18 protein-coding genes and 1 other annotated feature are annotated in these 23,573 nt (G+C 52.4%); of the genes, 5 read left to right on the top strand and 13 right to left on the bottom strand.

The annotated features are described in order from the left end of the window. Positions 1-22 precede the first annotated feature (22 nt). The 9 genes from M467_RS22480 to M467_RS22440 form a co-directional block, all read right to left on the bottom strand. A complete protein-coding gene (locus tag M467_RS22480) occupies positions 23-328 on the bottom strand; it encodes a hypothetical protein (RefSeq protein WP_021066429.1) in 306 nt (101 codons plus the stop codon). Between the two features lie 9 nt (positions 329-337). Further along, positions 338-3,022 (bottom strand): glycosyltransferase, encoded by a 2,685-nt coding sequence (locus tag M467_RS22475; RefSeq protein WP_021066428.1) that lies wholly within the window; start codon positions 3,020-3,022, stop codon positions 338-340. Positions 3,023-3,221: 199 nt separating this feature from the next. Then, positions 3,222-5,297 (bottom strand): bifunctional metallophosphatase/5'-nucleotidase, encoded by a 2,076-nt coding sequence (locus tag M467_RS22470; RefSeq protein ID WP_021066427.1) that lies wholly within the window; start codon positions 5,295-5,297, stop codon positions 3,222-3,224. Between the two features lie 263 nt (positions 5,298-5,560). Further along, entirely contained in the window at positions 5,561-7,513 is a 1,953-nt protein-coding gene (locus M467_RS22465) for an asparagine synthetase B family protein (RefSeq protein ID WP_021066426.1), read from the bottom strand. Between the two features lie 71 nt (positions 7,514-7,584). Continuing rightward, positions 7,585-8,010, bottom strand: a complete 426-nt coding sequence (locus M467_RS22460) for a hypothetical protein (protein WP_235045168.1) — start codon at positions 8,008-8,010, stop codon at positions 7,585-7,587. A gap of 296 nt (positions 8,011-8,306) precedes the next feature. After that, positions 8,307-10,718 (bottom strand): Ig-like domain-containing domain, encoded by a 2,412-nt coding sequence (locus M467_RS31470; protein WP_144060661.1) that lies wholly within the window; start codon positions 10,716-10,718, stop codon positions 8,307-8,309. A gap of 761 nt (positions 10,719-11,479) precedes the next feature. Then, positions 11,480-12,802, bottom strand: a complete 1,323-nt coding sequence (locus M467_RS22450; RefSeq protein WP_021066423.1) for an Ig-like domain-containing protein — start codon at positions 12,800-12,802, stop codon at positions 11,480-11,482. Between the two features lie 153 nt (positions 12,803-12,955). After that, on the bottom strand, positions 12,956-13,330 hold the full coding sequence (locus tag M467_RS22445) for a nuclear transport factor 2 family protein (protein WP_021066422.1): 375 nt from the start codon (positions 13,328-13,330) through the stop codon (positions 12,956-12,958). A gap of 41 nt (positions 13,331-13,371) precedes the next feature. Then, the gene (locus tag M467_RS22440) at positions 13,372-15,870 is read right to left on the bottom strand and encodes a CotH kinase family protein (RefSeq protein ID WP_021066421.1); all 2,499 of its coding nucleotides are present in this window, start codon (positions 15,868-15,870) and stop codon (positions 13,372-13,374) included. A 133-nt stretch (positions 15,871-16,003) separates the two neighbouring features. On the opposite strand from M467_RS22440, the gene M467_RS22435 reads away from it, so the two are divergent. From M467_RS22435 to M467_RS22415, 5 genes are all read left to right on the top strand, one after another. After that, complete coding sequence (locus M467_RS22435; protein WP_021066420.1) at positions 16,004-16,744, top strand: polyphosphate polymerase domain-containing protein; 741 nt, start codon at positions 16,004-16,006, stop codon at positions 16,742-16,744. Beyond that, the gene (locus tag M467_RS22430; RefSeq protein WP_021066419.1) at positions 16,741-17,433 is read left to right on the top strand and encodes a DUF4956 domain-containing protein; all 693 of its coding nucleotides are present in this window, start codon (positions 16,741-16,743) and stop codon (positions 17,431-17,433) included. Before M467_RS22435 ends, M467_RS22430 begins: the two co-directional genes overlap by 4 nt. 36 nt (positions 17,434-17,469) lie before the next feature. Next, on the top strand, positions 17,470-17,751 hold the full coding sequence (locus M467_RS22425; protein WP_021066418.1) for a hypothetical protein: 282 nt from the start codon (positions 17,470-17,472) through the stop codon (positions 17,749-17,751). 95 nt (positions 17,752-17,846) lie between these two features. Continuing rightward, positions 17,847-18,069: a binding site (T-box leader), on the top strand. A 55-nt stretch (positions 18,070-18,124) separates the two neighbouring features. Continuing rightward, positions 18,125-19,456 carry an anthranilate synthase component I gene (gene trpE, locus M467_RS22420; protein WP_021066417.1) on the top strand — a complete coding sequence of 444 codons (1,332 nt, stop codon included), beginning with the start codon at positions 18,125-18,127 and terminating at the stop codon, positions 19,454-19,456. Beyond that, a complete protein-coding gene (locus M467_RS22415; RefSeq protein WP_021066416.1) occupies positions 19,453-20,031 on the top strand; it encodes an anthranilate synthase component II in 579 nt (192 codons plus the stop codon). Before trpE ends, M467_RS22415 begins: the two co-directional genes overlap by 4 nt. A gap of 3 nt (positions 20,032-20,034) precedes the next feature. On the opposite strand, the gene M467_RS22410 is transcribed toward M467_RS22415, so the two are convergent. From M467_RS22410 to M467_RS22395, 4 genes are read right to left on the bottom strand one after another with little or no spacing between them, the layout of a single operon-like run. Further along, on the bottom strand, positions 20,035-20,733 hold the full coding sequence (locus M467_RS22410) for a ferredoxin--NADP reductase (RefSeq protein WP_021066415.1): 699 nt from the start codon (positions 20,731-20,733) through the stop codon (positions 20,035-20,037). A gap of 17 nt (positions 20,734-20,750) precedes the next feature. After that, positions 20,751-21,503, bottom strand: a complete 753-nt coding sequence (locus M467_RS22405; RefSeq protein ID WP_021066414.1) for an iron ABC transporter ATP-binding protein — start codon at positions 21,501-21,503, stop codon at positions 20,751-20,753. Beyond that, positions 21,500-22,576 (bottom strand): iron chelate uptake ABC transporter family permease subunit, encoded by a 1,077-nt coding sequence (locus M467_RS22400; RefSeq protein WP_021066413.1) that lies wholly within the window; start codon positions 22,574-22,576, stop codon positions 21,500-21,502. The genes M467_RS22405 and M467_RS22400 overlap by 4 nt, the downstream gene beginning before the upstream one ends. Next, entirely contained in the window at positions 22,573-23,565 is a 993-nt protein-coding gene (locus tag M467_RS22395) for an ABC transporter permease (RefSeq protein ID WP_251136206.1), read from the bottom strand. The genes M467_RS22400 and M467_RS22395 overlap by 4 nt, the downstream gene beginning before the upstream one ends. Positions 23,566-23,573: the final 8 nt, after the last annotated feature.

Here is a 23,573-nt window from a genome sequence, read left to right as displayed (position 1 = left end):
ATCACATGTCGCTCCCGGCTGGTCATTTCCGTTTGACGATTTTGCCGACACGGCTTCGGACGGCACGCGCTGCGAGCAATCCTTTTCCGACTTTCGACTGGGTCAAACTTTGATATTTACGATTAAGTTGGCGATAGCGTTTATCGGCCTTATCGACTTCTTTTGAAATCCATTCCACCGTATAGAGCAGTTCGGCGTAGCGATGCAACAGACGTTGATATTGTTGGCTCGTGATGCGGTATTCACGTTGAAGTCGTTTATTCTCCTCGATTTGTTCAGCGAGCTGCATCTCGAGAAGGTTCTTTTCTTGTTTCAATTGTTCACTCATGTTGTCACCTCAACGGAATACGTCGAAATACAGACGTTTCAATTCATTTTTTTGACCGCTCTCATACAGATCGATGAACTGTTTGAAGCGGGGGCTCTTCGGTTCGAGCGGTTTGAACTGCTCGTAGATGGCATATAACAAATCGGCGTTGCCGAAGAAGTCTTCGTCCCGCGACCGGCGGATGAACTGGAGATACCACAGCTCAAAGAACCGTTCGAAGCGGGTCTCACGATAGACATCGAGCACACCTTCGCGCTCGAACGCCTTCGCCCGGGCCGTCTCACGCAACACACATTTCTCGAAGTAGCGACGGGTGATCGTGTTGACCGTCGATCCCGCCACGGCCGCGTAATAGTCGTGTATCGTCAAGTCGACGAGCGCGACACGTTCGGCCGATAAGAACATCTCTTGGAAGAAGAGCGAATCTTGACCGACCGCCCCGATGACTTGTTTCAAGCCGTTGTCGACGATGAAGTCGCGACGGATGACCATCGCCTGGATGCTTTGCACTTTGAAGTTGTGCTCGAGCAGGTAGGCACGCGGGTCTTCAATCATGCGGATGCCGCCTTTCTCGAGTCCTTCAAGTTCGATCATCGCTTCGCGGTTCGACAGCTTCAACATGCTGCCGACGGCGAGATCGAGTCCCGGTTCGTGCGTCATCAACTGATACAGCTCATGATAACCATCGTTGACCGCCTCGTTGTCCGGGTCAAGGAAAGCGATATATGGAGTCGTCGCCAGCTCGACACCTTTGTTACGAGGGCGTGAGGCACTGCCGCTGCCGCCGTCTGCGAACGAGTACGTGTAGACGTTCGCATGTTCGCGCGCCAAGCGCTCGACGTAACGGCTCGTCTCGTTGTCGGTCGAACCGTCGTCCACGAGCCAAATCTCCATATCGTCAAACATCGTGCTCCGCTTCAAGCTGAAGAAGCACTTGTTGTACAAGTAACGACCGTTGTTATAGACCGGCACGACGACAGATAATTTGTAGTCGCGCGGTGCGTTCGGTTCGAAGACGACCTCGCCTTTGACGAGTTCGAACCGGTCGACGGCATAACCCGGCAACGTCCGGCTCTTGAGCGTCCGTGTTGCGACTTCTTTGAGCGACAGTTGCTCCGCGATGAACACGCAACGATGGACATCGGTCACGTCCGTCACGTAATCGTGTTCCGGACCCGAGACGAGCGTCTCGCCGTCGAAGTAGGCCGCTTTCGTCACGAACGATACGTCCGTATATTTAAAGGCGTTAATCAAGTCTTCTAAATAATACGCTTCATACGTATAAGCCGAGTCGAAGAACGCGACGAACGCCGATTCCTGCAAATCGGTCTCCGTCACGGCATCTGCCATCCGGAAACGGACGTTGGCGTACGTCTGGTCGTCGACCATAGCTTGAAGACGCGACTCGACACCTGAGCCGACGACGAGAACCGGACGGGCCCCGAGTGTTTCCGTCTCAAGTCCGAGCGCGAACAACATCTCTTCGAACCGGTCATGCATCGTATGTCCGGCCATGATCGTACGGACGCCCGCTAATTGCTGGCGGTACTTCTCGTCCTCGGTCTTGAACATGTTCAAAATCTGTTTGGCGTCGAGACGGCCCGTCGCGATGAACACGTTCGGGAAATCGTTGTTGACGGCGATATTATAGTTCGTCAAGACGAGGTTACCGCGTGCCTGCGCATCGTAAATCGCCTGTGCGCTATACGTCGGGCTGTTCTTCACTTCGTTGACGTGAAGGACCCAATCGACGGACTTTTTCAAACGGTCCATGTCCGTCTCACTCGCGACGAGATATTGACGGTACGCTTCGCCGACTTCCTCATTTTTGTCACGGTCTGATTTAATCACGTGGAGACGGTGGTCCGTCTCTAAGACGCCATCCATCAATTTGTCGACGTCTTCCATGAACGCTTTTCGCATTGGGAACTCATTCGTGACGAGCACATCGTTCAAACGAGCGCGTGTCATGCCGATCGGATTGTGACGCAATTGGTTGACGAACGGCTTGATGACGAAGACACGGTCATGTTTGCACAGTTCAGTGTAATCTTGGACCCGCTCTTCATTGGCCGTAAAGACGACGTCACACTTCGCTGCGAGTGATGCGTAACGCGCGTAATGATTCGTGTCGGCCTCGGTATGGAACACGACCGGGATGTCGCGATAGTTGGCTTGCTTAATCAATTTTTCGAGCCATTGGCGCGAGTGTGAGCGCGGTGTCGCCATGTGTTCAAAACTTGTCGCCTCATCACCTGGAAGGATTGGGCTAATCATGAGGAACTCGATGTTCACACCTGCATTGACGAGCTCTAAAAACTCGGTGACCGTCTTGAACGTATGGACGTTACAGACGTGATTCCACATGTCGGCCCGTTCGACCGGTCCGACGAACGCCACATCGATGAGTTTCTTCTTATAATAAGTACTCCCGTTCGATGCTGGATATTCCGGTAAGTCGTTCGGGAAACGCGCGGTCGCCGCATCCCATTCTTGTTTGAGACCGGTGTTATACGTCTCAAGCTTTTGGTCATCCCAATATGGGAGTTGTGCTTTTTTCGTCAACGACGGCAAGTCATTGATGAGAATGACATCGCCTTCATCTAGCGGTTCTTTTTGTGAAATCCGTTCCCGTTCTGCACGTACCCATTTCGCGTGCTCTTGAACGTCGGACAATAATCGTCTTACATCCATTCAATTCGCCTCATTCTTTCATCATGTCGTATCGTAGGTTTCACACCTACACCCTCTGTCATAGTATCAAATATCAGATAGGCAAGCAATTTCAGTCAGATGACAATCGGACGACTTGCCATTCCCCTCTTTTGTAATACCCGACTTTCCTTCCCTATAACAAAAAAACTCCCCTGAATCATCAGGAGAGTTTGACTGCTTATTCGGCTGCTACGTCGACGATGCGACCTTCCACTTTCGGCTCGACCGTGACAAGGCTTGCCACGTGGTCGCGCAAGTTTTCCCAGTCCGAGAGACCGAGGTCTTGGACTCGGCCTTCAGTGTAAGCAACACCGAGCTCCGCGAAACCGTCGCCGCCTTTCGCTGTGAACGCGTTCGTCGCGACTTTATAACGTGTTGAATCTTCTGCTACGAGCACTGGTGCTCCGTCTTTCATGTACTCGATTTTCGTCACGCGTTCGCCTGACGGTTGCGAGCTATCGTACGTCACTTTCAAACCAGCGACGTGAAGGAACCCACCGTTTTCATTCGGAAGCGGTCCGACACTGCGCTCGAACGTTTGGTAAATCTCTGTCCCTGTAAGGTCAGCGATGGCGAGCGTGTTTCCGAATGGAAGCGTCGTGAGCACTTCGCCGATCGTGATCTCACCTTCGTCGATCGCCGCACGGATGCCGCCGCCGTTTTGAATCGCGCCGATGACGTCAGGGCTGAACGTCTTCGCTTTCGCGAGCATGCCGTCTGTGATCAAGTTTCCGAGTGCCGTTTCGTTCTTACGAACGCTCACGCCAGTCGTGTTGTCTGGATCGCTCGTACGTGGGTTCGTGAGCGCTGCTGTTGCTGAAGCACCTGTTGGTTGGTTTTTCAACTCATCGACTTCTTCTTTGAACGGTGCGAGGAGCTGTGTCGCTTTCGCGTCCGCTTCAAGCTTCGTCACATCGATTAAAGCACCCTCATGGGCAACAACTTTTCCGTCTTGGTCGAACGTGACGTCAAGTGTGCCGAGGTATTGACTGTACTGGTACGCTTGGACGATCAACGTCGGGTTGTCCGTATCCGCGTTTCTCACTTCCGGCTTCGCGAGAAGCGAGTGCGAGTGTCCGCCGATGATGACGTCGATGCCTTCGACTTCTTCCGCGAGGATTTGGTCGTTGTCGACTGCTGGGTTGTCATCGTAACCTAAGTGCGTGACGGCGACGATTTGGTTGACGCCAGCTGCTTCGAACGCTGCGACAGCCGCTTTCGCTTCCGCGATGTAGTCTTGGAACTGGGCGTTGCCCGGGCTTGCGATTTCAGACGTCTCTTCTGTCGTGAGACCGAAGAATCCGACTTTGACGCCGTCTACTTCTTTGATGACACCTTCATACAGACGACCGTTATACGGCTTGTCTGTCACCGCGTCGCGGAAGAGCGGGTTCAAGTCTGTGTCTGCTGAGAAGTCGAGGTTCGAGCTGACGAACGGGAAGTTCGCGTAGCGAATGAACTTGGCAAGTTCGGCGTTGCCGTCTTCGTCGCCACCGAGATCGAACTCGTGGTTCCCGAGTGTCATCAAGTCGTACTTCATGTAGTTCATGAGTTTCAAGTCAGCCATTCCTTCAAACTTGTTGAAGTAAAGTGAACCTGAGAATACGTCCCCAGCGTCAATCAAGAGTGCGTTCGGCTTCTCGGCGCGGAGTTGTTTAACCGCTGTTGCGCGTTTTGGCGCCAAGTCGAGTGAAGCGTGCGTGTCGTTCGTGTGCATGAACGATACCGTGTTCCCACCGACCGAATATGGAAGTTCAGCTTCGATTGTGCGGCCATTGCTCGTAAATTTCGCATGAGCCGTGAACGAACCAATTTTTGATGTATCGATGTCGTGAACACGGACGAGACGCTCGACCGTTCCGTTCGCGAAGCGAACATCGAGACGAAGTGCGCTCGGTACGTTCTCCCCTTGTTTGAACGAGAGTGCTTCCGCCGGCTCGATAGCAACCGGATAGTTCAAGACGCGGACACGCTTCTCGACTTTAATCCCCTTGCCGACCACGATCCCTTTCGCCGTTTGGTATGTACCGAGTTTGTTCAACTTCACCGATGACTTGTACCAATGGATGTTGGCACCTTGATATGTCTTATCGAGTGACGCTTCGAGGTCACCTCCGCGGACGAAGTCGGCTTTCAGTTTGACCGTCTTAACTTTTGGTGCCGCGTCAGCTGTCGCTGCCGGAACGATCGATGAAGCGGTGATGGCCGCCACAGCGAGTGAAGCGTACAACTTGTTCGTTTTACGTGTGAGCATTTGATTTTCCCCTTTCAAATGTGGTGAAGCAGAACTAAAACGAATGTTAGCGCTTACAATGTCTGACGGATCATAATCGGCCTTGCTCCCTATTCCGTCTTCAGACCTATCGTTTCAGAGACCACTTTCCTCTCTAAACATATCCAATTCCACTAGTAAATACAATTAATTTTTCGTTAATTCCGTGTATCTTTTCCAAAAAATCCCCCGATTGCAACATCGAGGGATTCCATGGAAATTTAAATACGTTAGGCAAAAAGACCTTATTCGGTTTCAATCAGTTCATGAAGCTGGGTGAACGGACTCGACGCCCCTGCCTTCAAATGGCCGTGCTCGATTTCTTGGAGACGGAGCGCCTCGAGCTGCATCTTCGAGGCCGCGCCCCATTTGTTCGGCCCACAATCACGAAGGGCGACCGTCCGGACCATGAGTTCCGTCGCGTCAGCCGTTGCAGCGAACTCGACCCAAACTTGGTTCGGTCCGCCCCAAGCGGCGATATCTTCGGATAAATAGAGCACACCGTCGACCCAAATCTCATAGCGCATCCGTCCCAAGCCGAGCGACGACCGCTTCTCGAACGGGTTGAGCACGTTCAAATTCAAACGATACGTCTGTCCCGGTTTCGTCGTCAGGATTTGTGAGTACGCCATATGGTCGCCTTTTTGCATCGTGTTCGCCTCGAGGTGGTATGACACGTTCGTCGTCAAGCGCCGGACGGTCAACGGGATCGTCGTCTCGTCCAAACGGCCGCTCGTGATGACCCCATCGAGCGCCATCCACCCTTGGTCGAGCGTTGGATGCATATAGTCACGCATCGTGTCCCGCTTGTTCACACCCCAGAACGCGAGCACCGGCCATTCGTGCCCGATCACTTCATAAAATAGTTTGGCGTATAACCGGTCCCCATAATCAGGTGTCAAGAACAGTTCCAAGATGGCGCGGGCGTTGAATGGGATATACGTCTCAAACGCGACATCGCTCTCGGCGAGTACTTGCTGGTGCCAGACGCCAATCCGATACTCCCAATACAACAAGTCGTACGGGTCGTAACCGTGCAGCGTCTCAGTCGTCAAATTGATCGCGGCCACGTAGGACGTCCAAAGCGAGACAACACGCTCGTCTTCCCGCGACTTCCATGAATAGCAACGAATCGCCCCTTCGACTGTCAACTCGGCCGGCAGCGTCCGGTTCTTCCGATAAAACGCTCGCCCGATTTCAAGGATGTTCGAGCGCAAGTGGCGCGTCGGACGGTCTTTGTACAGTTTCATATATTCGTACGCGTGGGCATGGCCGTGACGTGATGTCACGCTTTGCCGCAACATCGAACGGAATGCCCGCGTCTCCTCGGCTTGTTCGAACGCTCGGTCATCGACTGGGATGACGCGATGGCGAAACTGAAGGTCACGCGCCATCATCGCTGCGACTTCGACATCGACATCGAGCGATTCGACGTGATGACCTGCCGCCACGTTCTGATACGTGAACGTCTCGATGTTCGAGAGGAACGGTTTGAGAAGCGCCAACGATAGACGACTGTCAATCCCGGCCGTGAGCGAGAAAATCATGCGTTCGTCCGACTCGAGTAGTTGATGGAGCTGATTGTCGAACCACGTCCGAAGTGGTTCGATGGCCGCCTCGACCGGCAACGCATCGAGCGGACGCCGTGGATAATAGCGTGTCATCCGGTTCGTCTCGTCCACGAAATGGTTCGGGACGAGAATGCGAATCGACGCATAAATCGTGAAATGACCTGGCAAGTGATAATGGTTATGTTGTCGCAATTCGTCCGAACAGAGCGGGTGCGCCTCAGACTGGACGTCTTCTTGTAACAGTTCGAGATGCGACGCCGCTCGGAGCGGTGCGTCCGTCGTGAAGTAGACACCTCGCATCCCGGTTGCGTCATGATAGAGGCGCACTGACGTGTCGTCACCCCGAATCAACACGTAGCGGCCACCCATGAAGTCGAGCGCCTCATGAAATGCGTCCACGTCTTGCCCGTTCAATCGTTCGAGCACTCCCTGTCGGTCACGCTGTTGCGCTCGGATGTCGAGGATGTCCCCGAAAGCGAGGAGCCAGCGGGCACCGTCTTGAATCAAGTCGACCGGACTGAGCGGGTCATAATAAAAGAAATCGCCGTTCGGCAAAGTGATTGTTTCCCATCCTTCACGTTGTAGCCGTGTAGCGGTCATTAAAAATCCGCGTTGATAAGCTTGCATGCTGTCCCCTCATTCTATAGAAAATTCGTTCTTTGACTCTAAAAAAGACGAGCACCGGTCGTGCCGGCGACTCATCGACTCTGACTGATAATGGTCATCCAAATATTGGAGAAGACGCCAGCCGTCTTGGCATAATCCACAGGATCAGCCATGTTCAGTTGGACGCCGTTCTGATAGACAAACAAATGCGTCACCGTCCCACCCCCGGACGCCCCGATTGTGATGCCCCGCTTCGTGAGCGTCTCATCCGGTTCGGCGATAATGGAGACGACCGAATCGGCCCGATCGCGTCGGACAACGATGTAGCCCCGCGTCGGTTCAATATAGGCTTGGGTAAAGCCAAGCGGTTTATGGCTCCCGTTCGCGTGTATGTATAACCCTTGCGGATCAAGCCGCAACGCCATGCCGCTGAATCTTAATTCACTTCCCGTTACGGACGGAAGCAACACCTCATCGGCCTCGGCTTCTTGTTTTTGTTCGTAAATGATGCCCGCCATGACCAGAAAAACCAGGACAAACGTCCTGATGAAAACTTGAAACTTTTGCCTCTGTTTCCGTTGTGATCGACTCATAATCCCCCTCCAAATTATAAAGTGTTCACCCAAAACTAGTACAATATAATCATACCGCACTTGTTTTAAATTTCCATAATAAATTGGGATTAATATGTATTTATTGCAGTTTCATACATAGTAAAACCGGTAGCGTCAAACGCTACCGGTTTCAAGATGGCGCAGCCCGAAGGCCTTGCTCTATTTAACCCTAAGGGAGGGTCAATGAAGGTCAACGCTAATTACTTAGCGATGTTCACCGAAGTGAACAATGGGTGTTTGTTGTTCTCGAGGTCGAGGACTTCGAACGCAGCGCCTGGTTTGAGCGTGAGCGTTTGAGCTGTCTCGGCCGGAGTCAACACACGGTCAATCGTGATTTGGACTTGGTTCGACTGCGATCCCATGATTTCTGTGACTGTCGCAGATTTCGAGAGATCTTTGTCGCCAACGAGGACTTTGAAGTCTTCGTAGCCATCTTCGATTGAGTACTTCGCGATTGACTCATCGAACGTGAGCGTGATGACCGCGTAGTCGCCCGATACGTTGTTCGACGTGAGGACCGCAGACGTCAAGCCTGGAAGGTCGTTCTCCGCGAACTTCTCGTTCAACGAGACTGTATCCATGACGTTGCCCACTACATCCTTGATGTTTTGGATCACGAACGCATATTTACCAGTCGTTTGAATCGCGCCTTCTTTGAGTGTCAACTTGATGACGTCGCGATCTTCATCCGTGAAGACAGCTTTCTCGGCGATTGCCTTGCCTTCAATCAAGAAGTTGCCCAAGTTGAGTGACGATGGGTCGAGCTTCTCGCTGAACTTGAGGTAAAGCGTGCTGTTGTCCTTCTCTTGGAAGTAGTAGCCATCGAACGTTGGCTTCTCTTTCTCGATTGGACTTGAGACGATTGAGAACTTGATTGATTGCTCAAGGCTCTCGTTGCCGACGACATCCTTCACGAGGTTAGCCGGAAGTTTGACCGAGTAGTTTCCAAGCTCAAGATCCGAGATTGGCGTCTTGATTTGGTTCTTCGAGTAGTACGAAGCGTCAGTCCATGCCGCCACTTTCTTCTCGACACCGTTCGGCGTGATGTACGAACCGTACATCTTACCGTCGCTGTAAGCACCATGCTTGAGTTCTTCAGAGAACGTGAGGACGAGGTGATTCTTGCCGTCGATGACTTCCACTTTCGCGTCTGTCACAGTCGGAGCCATCTCATCGTTCGTGAAGTTAACCAATTTCGTTGACGCAGCGCCGTAGTTGCCAGCGAGGTCGCGGAAGTGAGAAACTTTCACGTCGATTTGACCGATGAACGAGTGGTCGCGGACAGTAAGGACTTTGCCTGACTCATCGAGCCATGCGTTGTCATCAAGGTCAGCTTCGATTTCGCCGTTTGTGAGCGTGATTTTCGCAACGTGGTTGTAACGGTCCACGTAGACAGCCTCAGAGAATGTGACTGTGAGGTAGCCTGGTTTCGACGAAGACATGCCGACGACTGAAGGGTTGACCGCGTCGATGACTTTCTTCTGAACGATCTTCGTCACTGGGTTTGGCGAGATGAAGTTGCCAGCGAAGTCACGGAGACCGACGAGCGTCAACTTGTAGTCTTTGCCTGCGACGAATTGCGCGTCTGACAAGTCAAGGATGAACGATTTGCCGTCCCATGAGAGTTTGTCGACGTCTACTTTGTAGCCAGCGCCAGAAGCATCTTTCAATTCGAGTTTCTTCTCGAGCTCATCTTCCGAGTCAACGTTGACCGGCTCAGAGAACGTGAACTTCACGCGGTTGTTTTCAAGGTACTCAGGGTCGTTGAGGACCGGGCGTACGTTGTCTTCGAACGTGTAGATTTCTTTGAACGGTACGAGCGCTTTACCGTCGAGTCCTTCAATCTTCGAGCTAGCAAGCACAGCGTAGCGGCCATCGAATGTCTTCTCGGCGCGAACGACGAGTGTTTTGCCGTCTTTCGAGAGCGTGCCGCGAAGTCCTTTGAGGCGTTGCGCGTCTGGAATGTGATCGATTTCGACCGTTCCATCTTTGAGCATGCCGTTATAAAGGAGTGTGCTCGCGTCTACTGGTTTCGAGAAGTTGATTTCAAGTTCCTTCGCATTGAGCAACTTGACGCTCGATACCATCGGAGCTGATTCGACAACTTTATACTTGAACGATTTTGAGACCGTTCCGTACGCTTTGTTCGTGTACGTGAATGTAGCCATGAACTCGCCGACTTTCGATGTGTCGATACCAGACCATGAACCCGGTTTCATATAGACGCGATCTGCGAACTTGACCGGCTGTGTGCGGATTCCTGAAACGGCTTCCCCTTTTTCGAAGACGAGCATTTCTTTCGGTCCGACCACTTCTTGGGCATAGTTCAAGACGCGAATGCGTTTCTCGACTTTAATCCCTTTTCCTTTGACGAAACCAACCGCCGTTTGGAAGACTCCCAATTTGTTCATGTTGACTGAAGACTTGTACCAGTGGATCTCTGATCCGTGATACTTCTTGTCAAGCGCTGCATCCAAATTGCCTTGGCGTACATAATCTGAACCTAGCTTGACGACGGGCATTGCTGCTGAAGCCGACATTGCTGGTGCGACTGCTGCCGCTGTCACTGCAAACGCTGCCGCTGCTGTGACAAATTGTTTTTTGTTTGCCATCTTGTTTAAATCCTCCCTTTGGTAAAATGCGATTTCTGCGTCTTCGACTTTCTCGGTCCTCTCGATCACTCCTCAGACACCCTTACTGCCCGAGTTATGTATCGCATCGATAGGACTCGAGTCATACAAAAACAGGTATCCAAAACCATACATTGACTTTTAGCCTATGCATCGTCCCAGATTGCTTACATCCATAATATACATAACGTTTCCAATTGAAACAAGCGACTTTTTAGCGAAAAAGGGAAATGATAATGCATTTTCATGATTTTATTTAGAATAAATATTCTGCGTTCGATTAATTACCAGTGTAACAAAATCGCATTAAATCAACAAAGTAAGCGCTACCAACATTTGAACTTATGATCAGACTTCTGTCATCAGGTTAGATTTTTATGAATCGGATGATTAAAATATAATTACCAATTATTTTTTGGATTTTACAATAGAAGATAAATATTAACCATTAAATACCATATAATTATGTAAATAACGTTTTCTAATAAACCATTTCGTTACCAGTTATCTCTTTATTGGATTCTTAAATAAATGATTACGCTTTTCGAATAGGACTTTTGAAGGTGAGTCCAATGGACGATACACAAAAAAATGACGGGCTTTTCGCAGAAATGTTTGATTTTATCCAGTAAATGGATATTGAATTACGGGGATTGTTGTTGCACACAACACCGACGCTCCTTATTTTTGAGAACAAAAAAAATCGCCCTTCTCCTATGAAGGGCGATTAAAACTGATGGGGATTAATAACCGACGAAACTGAGTGATTCCATGAATGCACGTTTCTCCGCAGCATAGAGTGGCCATTCGATGACGTCCTCACTGCCTTCCACCGTCACGACGATTCGGTTCTCGGGACGAACATTCGCTTTCACGAATTGGACGAGCTTCGCATCCGGTTTGAACTCAACGTATTCCGCGACCGTTCCATCCTCGTATTCAATGTACTCGATGTCGTCTTGATCAAGGTTCACTTTATACGACTTGCTGCCGACTTTCAGGCGGAGCGTGTCCATTTCAAGGAAACCATCTTCCGATTCGATGTTGAGGAAGAACTGCATGCTCGCTTTCGACGGTGAACCGTAGAAGACCGGCGCGAACGTCTCCGCATAACGGAACTCCCCATAGCTATCGAGCACTTCACGGTGGACCGTCACCGGACCTGGGAAACGATAGAACTTGTTATAGAGCGCATGTTGGACGCCGAGTTTGAGCGTGCCGCCTTTATTGCCAGCGCCGTCAATCGCATACAACGAGATCGCTTGCCCTCGTTTTTGTTTTGGGATTTTAATCGCGAATTTTCCAGTCGACATGACCGGCGCTTTGTAAAGTTTCGTTCCGATTTGGGCATAGACTGTCGCATACGCCTCGGCCGTCCCTGTGATCGATGTCGATGTCGTCGTCACGCTCTGCGCGACACGCGGGCGTGCTGGAGCCACACCGTCTTTAATGACTTTCGTCGAACGCGTGACGCTTGTCGCGCCTTTCGCGTCGACCGTTGTCGCACGGATGACCGTTCCGATTGGAAGGGCGACCGTCGCACGGCGATAGACGCCTTTCGCGTCATAGCGCGCCGTGTACGAAGCTGCACCGACTTGGAGTGTCACTTTCGCGCCAGGCGTTCCTGTCACGACGATTTGACGAGCCGAGTTATTGACCGTTCCGATTTTCGGCGTCGCCGGACGTGCGGCCGGATCGACGGCGACAACGACTTCCGTCGTCTCACTGACGTTGCCCGCGGCATCACGCAAGCTGACCGAGATCCGTTTGCCGACCGATTGCGGGCTCATGTTGAATTGAGCCGTCCCCGCTTCCGTGACGACACGCGTGTACACTTTGCTGTTGATGCCGATCAATGCTGTCGTGCCAGCCTCTCCTTCAATTACAAGTGACTTCGACGTATGGAGTGGCGTCGAGACGACAGGTGCGAGCGGTGCTGTGACGTCGACCGTCTCGACGACTGGTGGTTCTTCTGTTGATCCTTCTGCTTGCGCTTGGAGCGGCAAGAGTGGCGAGACGATGAGTGAACCGGCTAAGAACAATTTCAAATACGATGAATGATTCATGACTTTCCTCCATTATGTAGGTTTTACAGTTAATTGGTCGAATACCAAATTCTATTGTAATAATTCGACTTCATACAATGACGGATTTTTAATAAATCAGGTAAATGATTTCACAAAAAAACTGCTTTAGTTTCCCAAAGCAGTTCACGGTTCTCACACCTCATGAATCATTGTTGACTGGCCGCCTTGCCAGAGCCACGTGTCTTCTTGTTTCACATAGACGTGCAACACCCAGAACCGGCCTTCGTAAGCGTTCGTTCCGAGAATGAAACGCTCCTCGAGCAACAGTTGCACGAGTGCGATCTCGCCAGCCACCGTCTCGTCGAACGTGACGGTCTCCTGCGTAATCCACTGGACAGACGCCGGGTCGACGAACTGGTCTAAAAATGTTTCTTTATCGAACTGACGTCCGCTCGAGTCGACGTAACGAAACTCGTCATGCATGATGCCTCGCATCGCGTCCAGGTCGCCCTTGACTTGAAGCGCGGCCCGTTCGTCAGAAAGTTGTTTTAAGTTGATGGTTTCCATTGATGTACCTACCTTTCGCGTCCATCATAACATAAATTGATTTATTCGAACGTCACGACGAAATCTTCCGTCATACGAATCGTCGCCTGCTCCCCGTTGACCGGTTCGCCGTTAATAAACAACTTCCCGTCAGATACATTGGAAGAAACCATGACCTCATCTCCATCATAATATGTCCCGACGAACCCTCGATTGACTTCAACTGAGTTTATCGTGATATTTTCACTTTCGACTCGCAAGCTACGGTCAGCCCCGAGTTCGAACCGTTGTCGCAGTTGCTCACGGACGACGTCAGGTCTACGCTCCGCAAACTGCCGCATTTTATCGACCCGTCCTTCCCACGACTGCATCGAGGGGATGTGTTGCCAACGTTCAATCGTGCGTGGCATCTCCGGTTCGATGCGTGCAGCCATTTCATCCAATGTTCCCTCCATGTTCATGGTCGTAAACGCCCCATTCAACAAGTCGTTGAACAAACGAATGAACCGCTGCTCTCCCTCCTCGCTCGCAATCAGCGATCGGAACAAGGCGTGCTCGTCTCCCGGTCCCGTCAAGTAAGCCAACATGTCATACGATACGCTCTCGTCAATCGGGAAGCGTTGGGCGAACCCTTGGTCCAAATCGAAGACGATCCAGCGCCAACGGCCATCGTGTCCACGCGGTACATCCTCCGTGTAATCAACCGACTTGCGCCAGACGGCGTAATTGTTGAACATACTGTCCAAGTTCCCATAAAACGCCTGGTACGCCGCGTACTCTAAAAAGTTATCGACATCCATCCGCTGTTCTAGTTCGGCGAACGCCGCTGCGTCGTTCAAGTCATTCGTTTCAGCGAAGCGGACCATCTCCCGATAATGAATCAAATCACTCTCTTGCCCCGTCTCGATGACCATCCCGTCCGGATGATCTGGTTCAGCCTCTAAGATGGCAAGTTCGGTCTCATCGATATCATATTTAATTTCAAAATACTCGGCCGAGTAGAGCTCGCGAATGTTATGCATCCCCCAGTACTCGCCGTTCATGAGCACGACGGCCGGTTGATAGTCTTGGAAGTCGAGCGGACGGTCCGCCAACAGCTCCTGCATATAGGCGTCCCGGAGCATCGCACCTTGCCAATCATTGCCGGCGTTGCGCAGCAGAAGCCGATTGAACTCGACTTGCTCGCTGTCCGGGAAGAACGTGTGATAGAAGCGGCTCTGTCCGTACTCGCTGCGCGCATAGAGCCGTAAGCTCTTTTGGGCCAATCCACGAGAGAAACCACCATGGATGCGAATCCCGATATCTTGGCTGAACACGTGCTCGCCTTGTTCGAAGTAATCGAGATGGGCCGGTCGTTCCCACATTTGTCCGGTTTCGAAAAAGTTGCCTTGCCCGATTTGGAGCGGGCCGTCAGGTACATCACCTGGCGTATAAATCCCGATGCTCGGGTCGAACAGATTGTTGGCATCGGTCGAGAGTGAGACGACGGGTAGATTCGAGGCGAAGACGCCGTCATCTAATAAGTAAGTCCGCGTCGCAAGTTCACTCGTGGCACCATCTTGAACCGCAATCGCCCGAACGATGATGGCCCGTTCCACGTCTGACCGCTCAAACGTCGGCGCAGACAAATTCGTCGCCGTACGATTGTTCGACAACACAGGTAACGCGCTCGTCAGCGTCGCGTCTAAAGCGATTGGTCCGGTGTACGGAGCTGACGTTTCCGTCGGTGCGCTCCCATCGACGGTATAGAAGATAGACGCACCCGGGGCGGCGTCGAGCGTGAGCTCGGTCCCCGATGAAATGACCCCGCTCGGTTCCGAGAAGGCCGGACGATCCGGCAACCGTTCAAAGTCGCGGTCCGCCACTTGTTCCGCGAGCGACGACAGAGCGGCGTAATCCTGGGTCGCATTGCCTGTCACGTATAACCGCTCGGTAATGTTTAGTTCCGCTAGCGGCGCGAACGTGTCGATTCGGTTGTCACGCGCGTTGACGTCAATCAGCTGCGTCAATGAAGCGAGCGGTTCGACCGATCGGACCGCATTGCCTCGAATATTCAAATGAGTGACGTTCGGTGTGCGTGTCGTGAGCTCATCAAGCGACTCGATGTCGTTGTCGCGCAGGTTGAGTGTCGTCAACGTCTCGGATTCCGGTAAGAACGATAAATCGGTCAAATCGTTCCCTTCGACATCGAGTGTCACGAGCGGTGCGGCAAGGGCCGGGACGTCTGTCAATTGATTGAAGCTAAGGTCGAGCGACTCTAGATATTGTAGATTCGACAAGACGGATACATCCGTCAAGGCGTTATTCGATAAGTTCAAAACTTCGAGCGATTGAAAATGTTCGAGCCCCGTCAAATCGGTCAATCCATAACCCGATAAGTCGAGCTCGGTGATGCCTCGGACTTCATTTTGATTGAACGACCCAATCGGAATGTTGAGTTCTTCCGCGAGCGCTTGTTCAAATTCCGCCCCCGGTGTCGCCCGCTCTTGCGAGATATAGTAGAACCCGCCCCAACTGACAGCGAGCAAAGCGGCCAATGCGCCGACTTTCAATCCTTTCATTCGTTCTTGCCTCCCACCCAAAACGTTTCCTGTGTTCGTTTGCACACGTTGTACTGAAACAGTATACTTGTAGCATATCACACCTTAACAAATATTTAACAATCCCCCTGAAAGCGGTGAAAGGAGCGGTTCGGTGGCTCAAGAAATCTTCAAGCGTTATGAAATCAAGTACTTGATTCCGTTCTCGACATATCTCGAGCTGCGCGAATTAATCATGCCGTACATGCATTACGATACGTATGGGAATCCGGAAGGCAAATATAATATCGTCAGCCTCTATTTTGATTCGGAGGAGAAATCGATTTACTATGAGACGCGCAACAAATTGCCGTTCCGACAAAAGCTGCGTCTTCGTGTCTATGACCAGGCCGATATGAACAGTCAATCGTTCATCGAGGTCAAACAGAAGTTCAAAAATGTCGTCAATAAACGGCGGACCATTTTACCGCTCCACGAGGCGTACGACATCTTGAGCAATCACGACCGCTCCATCGACACGATTAACGCCTCAAACCCACAAATTTTAAAAGAAGCGCTACATTTCCAACAATCGTACGCCCTCAAACCGCACACGGTCGTCAGTTATGACCGCCAAGCGTTCTCAGGTACGTTCGAGAAGGACTTGCGCGTCACGTTTGACTATAACCTCATGTGCCGCAACGACGACTTGCGCATCGAGAACGGACCCGAGGGCCATCACTTCATCGATCCGGGCCTCGTCGTGCTCGAAGTGAAAGTGTCCGAGGTCGTCCCGTTCTGGCTCGCCCGAATCTTATCCGATCTCGAGTGCAACAAACAGAGCGTCTCGAAATTCTGTACGAGCGTCGAACTGTTAGAACAAGAAAACTTAGACAAAGGTAGGATTCTCATATGACCGATTTTTTTAATGAGGTGAGCCAGCTCGCCGACGTCACCTCACGCTTGACCGTGCTCGAAGCAGGTGCAGCCATCTTCCTCAGCTTCATCCTGACGTTATGTATCGCCTATCTGTATAAGAAGACGCATACCGGCGCCCGCTATTCCCAATCGTTCGTCCAGACGATTATCATCATGGGCGTCACCGTCTCCGTCGTCATGATCGTCATCGGCAATAACGTCGCCGTCGCGTTCGGTCTCGTCGGGGCCTTCTCGATCATCCGCTTCCGCAGCGCGATGAGCGACCCGAAAGACATCGCCTTCATCTTCTTCGGGATGGCGGCCGGCATTTCATGTGGGCTCGGCTTCTACATACTCGCCATCCTGTTCACAATCTCATTGTCCGTCATCATCCTCGTCCTCTACATGTTCGACTTCGGTCGCGGCGGTTCGGACAAGAAGCGCCTATCGATTACTGTCCCGGAGAACTTGCACGATGAGACGGCCTTTGACGGCGTGCTCGCGGCCCATTATAAATATTATGCGCTCCGTTCGGTCGAGACGACGAATCTCGGGACGATGATTCAACTCGTTTATATCGTCCAAAACAAGGACGGCGTCCGAGACAAGCAAGTCATCGACGAACTGCGGAAGATGAATGGGAACTTGAAAGTGTCTGTCAATTATTTGAATACCGAGATATACTAATTGGTAGAAATTACTTTCTACTAAAGGAATGATCGTATGTTTTTCATCGACCCGTTCATCTGGCAATTCGTCATCGTCCCAATCCTCACCATTGGGACAGGTGTCCTCATCGCGATCCGATTCGAGAAGGCGTATATCGCTTTGCTTGTGACGCTGTTGTTCAATGTCGGCATCGAACTCGCGATGGGCTTCTTGTATGATCCGTATGAAGTGATGCTGACGGCTTACAACTTTTGGTTCCCAGCTTTCTCGTTCGTCATCGCCTATACGTTCATCGGCAAGCGCCAGACCGAACGTCAAATGGAAAAACGCAATTGACCCACGCTCGCGCGTGGGTTTTTCCGTCCTCCGATTCACAGTTCGTATCTTGACATTCTGACTTCATCCCGTTAAAGTAACGATAACATTCATACGAACTCGCGATGAGAAAGAAGAGTAGCGTGAAGATTCGTCTCCAGAAAGCCGGTGGTCGATGCGAACCGGTGACGTGTCTCACGTGAATGGGCTTTTGAGCGTTCAGACCGATACGTAGGCTCTGACGGGTCCTCCCGTTACCGAGGATAGCGAATGATGGTTCGCGATGAGTGGGGGGAACTCCCCCAACGAAGGTGGCACCACGGGTCCCCCGTCCTTCATGTCTTTTTTAGACATGTCGGGCGGGGGATTTTTTTATTTGAAGGAGGAGATGGATATGAAACAACTCATCATCAATGGCGACGAACTGACACCGGTGGCCATTTTTCATCGCTTAACAGGCGAACGGAAAGTGTTGCTCGAGAGTCGCGCCGAAGGCAAGCACGGCCGCTACTCGATTATCGCCTCCAATCCGGTCGAGACGATTCGCGCCAACGGCAACGAAGTGACCGACGCGTCCGGTACGATGCACACCAATGACCCGCTCGCCTTGTTATCGAAACTCGTTTCACGAGACACACCGGACGCCCCCTATCCGTTCATCGGCGGTGCCGTCGGCTATATCGGTTATGACATGCAGCGGGTTTACGAGCCGATTCCGAACACCCCGAGCGAGACACGCGACTTGCCGGACGCTTTGTTCCAACGTTATGAGACGGTCGTCCTCTATGACCACATCGAAGAACAGGTCATTTTAATCGACACAGGAGAAACCGGACAGACGGCACGGCTCGAAAAGCTGAAAGCTGAACTCGAGACGGCGATGACACACGAACTGGCACCGGTCGTCCGAACGAGCGAACGGGTGTTGACGAGCAAGAATGAATTTGTCGAACGCGTCTTACAGGCGAAAGAAGCCATCCTCGCCGGAGAGGTGTTCCAACTCGTTTTGTCTCAACGCATCGATGCGACGTTCACCGGCGACCCGTTCCACTTCTATCGGACGCTCCGGAAACAGAACCCGAGTCCGTACTTATTCTATATCGACCTAGGCGAGGCAATCGTCCTCGGGGCGTCCCCGGAGAGTCTCGTCCGCGTCGAGGGCAATCGCGTCTCGACGAATCCGATCGCCGGCACCCGCCCCCGTGGCAAGACAATCGAAGAGGATGTGCGTCACGCCGCTGACCTCGTGAAAGACGAGAAAGAACTCGCCGAGCACCGGATGCTGCTCGATCTCGGCCGCAACGACATCGGCCGGGTCGCCAAAGTCGGCTCGGTCACGATTCCGAAACAGATGGAAGTCGAGCGCTTCAAAAACGTCATGCATCTCGTCTCCGAGGTCGAGGGCGAACTGCGTGACGACTTGAATCCGATTGATGCGTTACGTGCCTGTCTCCCGGCCGGTACCGTATCCGGCGCCCCGAAGATTCGGGCGATGCAGCTGATTGACGAATTGGAGACGGTGAAACGCGAAGTATATGCCGGGGCCGTCGGGTATCTCGACGTTCGGGGCGGCTATGATTTCGCTCTCGCCATCCGGACGATGGTCGTTCAAGGAGATACGGCCTACGTCCAAGCGGGCGCCGGTATCGTCTACGACTCGGACCCGGTATCAGAATATGAAGAGACGTTGCATAAAGCCAAATCTCTTTTGGAGGTGTTCGCATGATTCTACTCATCGATAACTACGACTCGTTCACGTACAACGTGTATCAAGATGTCGCCCGGTTCAGCGACGTCTTGGTCGTCCGCAATGATGAACTTACAATCGACGCAATCCGCGCCCTTAATCCGGCTGGCATCATCATCTCTCCGGGTCCAGGTGGCCCACTGGATGCCGGTGTCTCGCTCGACGTCGTCCGCTCTTTGTCTGGCACCATCCCCATCCTCGGCGTCTGTCTCGGTCATCAAGTCATCGCCGAGGCGTTCGGCGGGACGGTCGGACGGGCCGAGCAGGTCATGCATGGGAAGACGTCCTTGATCGAGACGACACCGGGCGTCTTGTTCGACGGGAGTCCGAGCGAGGTCATGCGCTATCATTCGCTCGTCGTCTTGGAGACGAATCTCGTCGTGACCGCTCGCACGCACGACGATGTCATCATGGCGCTCGAGCATCCGACACACCCGACATACGGCGTCCAGTTCCACCCCGAGTCGATTGGAACGCCGAACGGACGCGACGTGTTCGAGCGTTTCGTCGACTTGTGCCATGCAAAAAGACCGAGGAACGTGTCCTCGGTCTGAGTGTCAGGCTTTCAAAAAATCTTCAAATTGAAAGTCATGCTTGTCGAGCATGATTTGATCTGGCGTGACACCGCTTTGACGCAACGCAGCAATCGTCGCATGCAAGAAATCATCGCTGCCGACCACATAAAACAACCCATCTTTGTCTGCAGCGAGCGTCTCGACACGCTGATAATAATCCGGACGACTGTCGACGAACTCGGCCGTGAAGGCGGCTGTTGATGCGAACACATCGCTGAACAGATAATCCTGTGAGGAATCGACGTTCAACGAATGAAGGTGCGGCACGCCTTCCCCATTCGCCAAATACGCGAGCACGAGCGGACGGAACGTCGCAATGCCGACACCCGACGACAACAGATAGACGTTCTTCCCCTCCCGTTTCAACGGAACGTTCGAATGCGTCTTGAAGATGGCGACCTTGTCCCCGATGTTCATGTCACGCAAGATTGATTTAAACGTCGAACATTCCGGTTTGACCCGGGTCGTGATACCGATTGCGCCTTCATGCGGCAACGTCGAAATCGACATATGGCGAATCAACGTCCGGTTCGGTCGATCTTCCTTGTTAAATCCCTCGAGCGCGAAGTGTGTGTGCGCCCCTTCTTCCCATGTGAAGCCAGCCGGCAGTTCAAGTTTGAACGTGTAGGTGTCTTTTGATTCCTGCACGACTTGTTGAATCGGTGTCCAGTAAATCTGCATCGAATCCCGTCCTTTCTTTAATAGACTGCGATTGGCCCATATGGCCCTTGAATAATCTCCAGTTTCGTCTCGAAAATGTCAGATAGGATGTCTGCATCCATAATCTCCTCGACCGTACCGAAGGCGGCGATGTTCCCGTCTTTCATCGCACAGATGCGGTCCGAATATTTCGCTGCAAAGTTGATGTCATGGAGCACCGTGACGATTGTCCTTCCGAACTCGTCAGCGACGTGGCGCAAGTACTCCATCATCTGGACCGATCGAGCGATATCGAGGTTATTGAGGGGTTCATCGAGGAGCACGTATTCCGTCTCCTGACAGAGCACCATCGCGACGTACGCCCGTTGGCGCTGTCCGCCCGACAATTCATCGAGATAGCGATGCTCGAGCGACGTCAAATCGAGGAAGTCGATATATTTCGAGATAATCCGTTCATCCTCTTGCGTCAACCGCCCTTTTGAGTACGGGAAGCGTCCGAAGCCCGCGAGCTGACGGACGGTGAGACGCGTCACGAAATGGTTCTCTTGCCGTAAGATCGTGACGATTTTCGCCAAGTCTTTCGATTTCGCGCTCGACACGTCCAGGCCGGCGACATGGATTTGACCTTCATCCAAGTCGAGCAAACGGCCGATCATCATGAGCGTCGTCGATTTCCCTGCCCCGTTCGGTCCGATCAACGACGTGAATCCAGCTTTCGGGATGTCGAGATTGATCGGTCCGATTTGGACGTCATCCGTATATGTTTTTTGTACTTGTTCAAGTTGAATCATAATGACCTCTTCCGTAAAATCACCGCTAAGAAAATCACGCCGCCGAACAGTTCGATGATGACGGACACGACACTCGGTGTATTGAGAATGTGATACATAAAGAAGTACGCGCTCGTCAGAACGAAGAACCCAAGCGCGAACACCAGCGGAAACACGTACTTATGATCGTACGTCGCTGCCACTTGATAGCTGAGCGTCGCCACCAAGAATCCGAAGAACGTCAACGGTCCAATCAGCGCCGTCGATACCGACATAAGGAGCGAGATTAAGACGAGCGTAAAGATGACGCTCCGGCGATGGTTCACCCCGAACGATGTCGCCACGTCTTTCCCGAGTGCGACGACGTTCAAGCGATTGGAGAAGCTATACAACAACGTCCCGACGACAATCACAATCGGGATAACAATCGGGAAGTAGGCGGCATCGGCATGCATCACCGAACCGAACAGGCGAGCCTGCAGGACGTCGAACTCGGACGGCGCGAGCATGCGGCGCATGAACGAGGACACCGAGTTCATGCCGGTCCCGATGATAATGCCGATGAGAAGCATGAGTTGCAGATTGCCATATTTCCCCGACAAGAGCCAGCCATACAAGAGCAGACTCATGAGCACCATGAGGCCCACCTGGGTCAAAAAGGCACCGGTTCCCGAAAAACCGATTAACGCCCCTGCACCGAAGAAGAAAATCATGCTCGTCTGAATCGTCGAGTAGAGTGCGTCGAACCCGAGTAACGATGGCGTAATGATCCGGTTGTTCGTCACCGAATGAAACGCGACCGTCGCCATGCTTTGACAGAGCGCAGCAATCGCCATCGTGATGACGGCGACGACCCGACGTTCGACGACCGGGACGAACGACGGTGAGTCGAACGGGACCGGATTGTTGTAGACGAGCAACCCGAACGCACAGAGCAATCCGCCGATGATGAAGAAGGCAAGGAATAGCCAGTAGCGGTGCTGTTCTCGTTTCGAACGGAACGCCGTCGCACACCGTTCTTCTGTATGCACGGATCGACCATCGACATCATACGCTTCCCGCGGCTTCGTCTTATTTTCAATAAGTGTGCTCATCGTACCCCTCCCGTCTTCCGTTGTCTCATGAGAATCGCGATGAACACGATCGATCCGACCGTCCCGAGAATGAGTGATACCGGCAATTCGAACGGCATGATGATCGTCCGCGAAATCAAGTCGCTGACGAGGACCGTTCCCATCCCGATGACGCACACCCACGGCAAGTTGCTGCGCAGGTCATCCCCGCGAAACATCGAGACGATGTTCGGAACAATGAGCCCGAGAAACGGTAGATTGCCGATAACCGTCGCCACGACCCCGACCGCGAGTGCAATCAGTCCCGTCGCAATCAAGATGAGGCGGTTGTAGTTGACGCCGAGGCTCGTCGCGATGTCTTCTCCGAGTCCAGCGAGCGTTAAGCGATTCGCGAGGATGAAGATAAAGAACGTGACGAGGATGATGAGCCACAAGTATTCATAACGTCCGACCTGCACCGATGCGAACGACCCGACGAACCAACCTTCAATCGTCTGGCTGGCTTGAAAGAATAGACCGAGAAACGTTGACACGGCCGAGACGACCGCCCCGAGCATGAGTCCGATAATCGGGACAATCAACGACGAGCGAAGTTTGACCGAGCGCAGAAACCAGAAGAAGACCATCGTTCCGATGAACGAAAAGACGATCGCCCCCGTCATCCGCATCATGAGCGTCGGAGCCGGGACGAGCAGATAGACAGCGAGCAGGCCGAGCCCTGCCCATTCGAGTGTACCTGTCGTCGTCGGTTCGACGAGACGGTTTTGCGTAATCAGTTGCATGACCAGTCCCGACATCGCCATGGCGGCACCGGTCAACATGATTGCAATCGTACGCGGGACGCGGGTGATCCAAAACATGTCCGACCCACCTTCTTGACGAATGTCATAGACGCCGGTCACGAGCGAAAGGCCCGCCAATATGAACACCACAAGCATTGCTACGATAAAGGACTTCGTCCATATGTTAGAAAAGGAGGGCTGAGACAATGTCTCAACCCTTGCTGTCATTGGTTTTT

It is taken from the genome of Exiguobacterium chiriqhucha RW-2 (assembly GCF_000416965.1).
In the GTDB taxonomy this organism is placed as follows: Bacteria; Bacillota; Bacilli; order Exiguobacteriales; family Exiguobacteriaceae; genus Exiguobacterium; species Exiguobacterium chiriqhucha.
The sequence above is the reverse complement of the archived record's forward strand: the minus strand, read 5'-3'. Positions and strand labels throughout refer to the sequence as shown.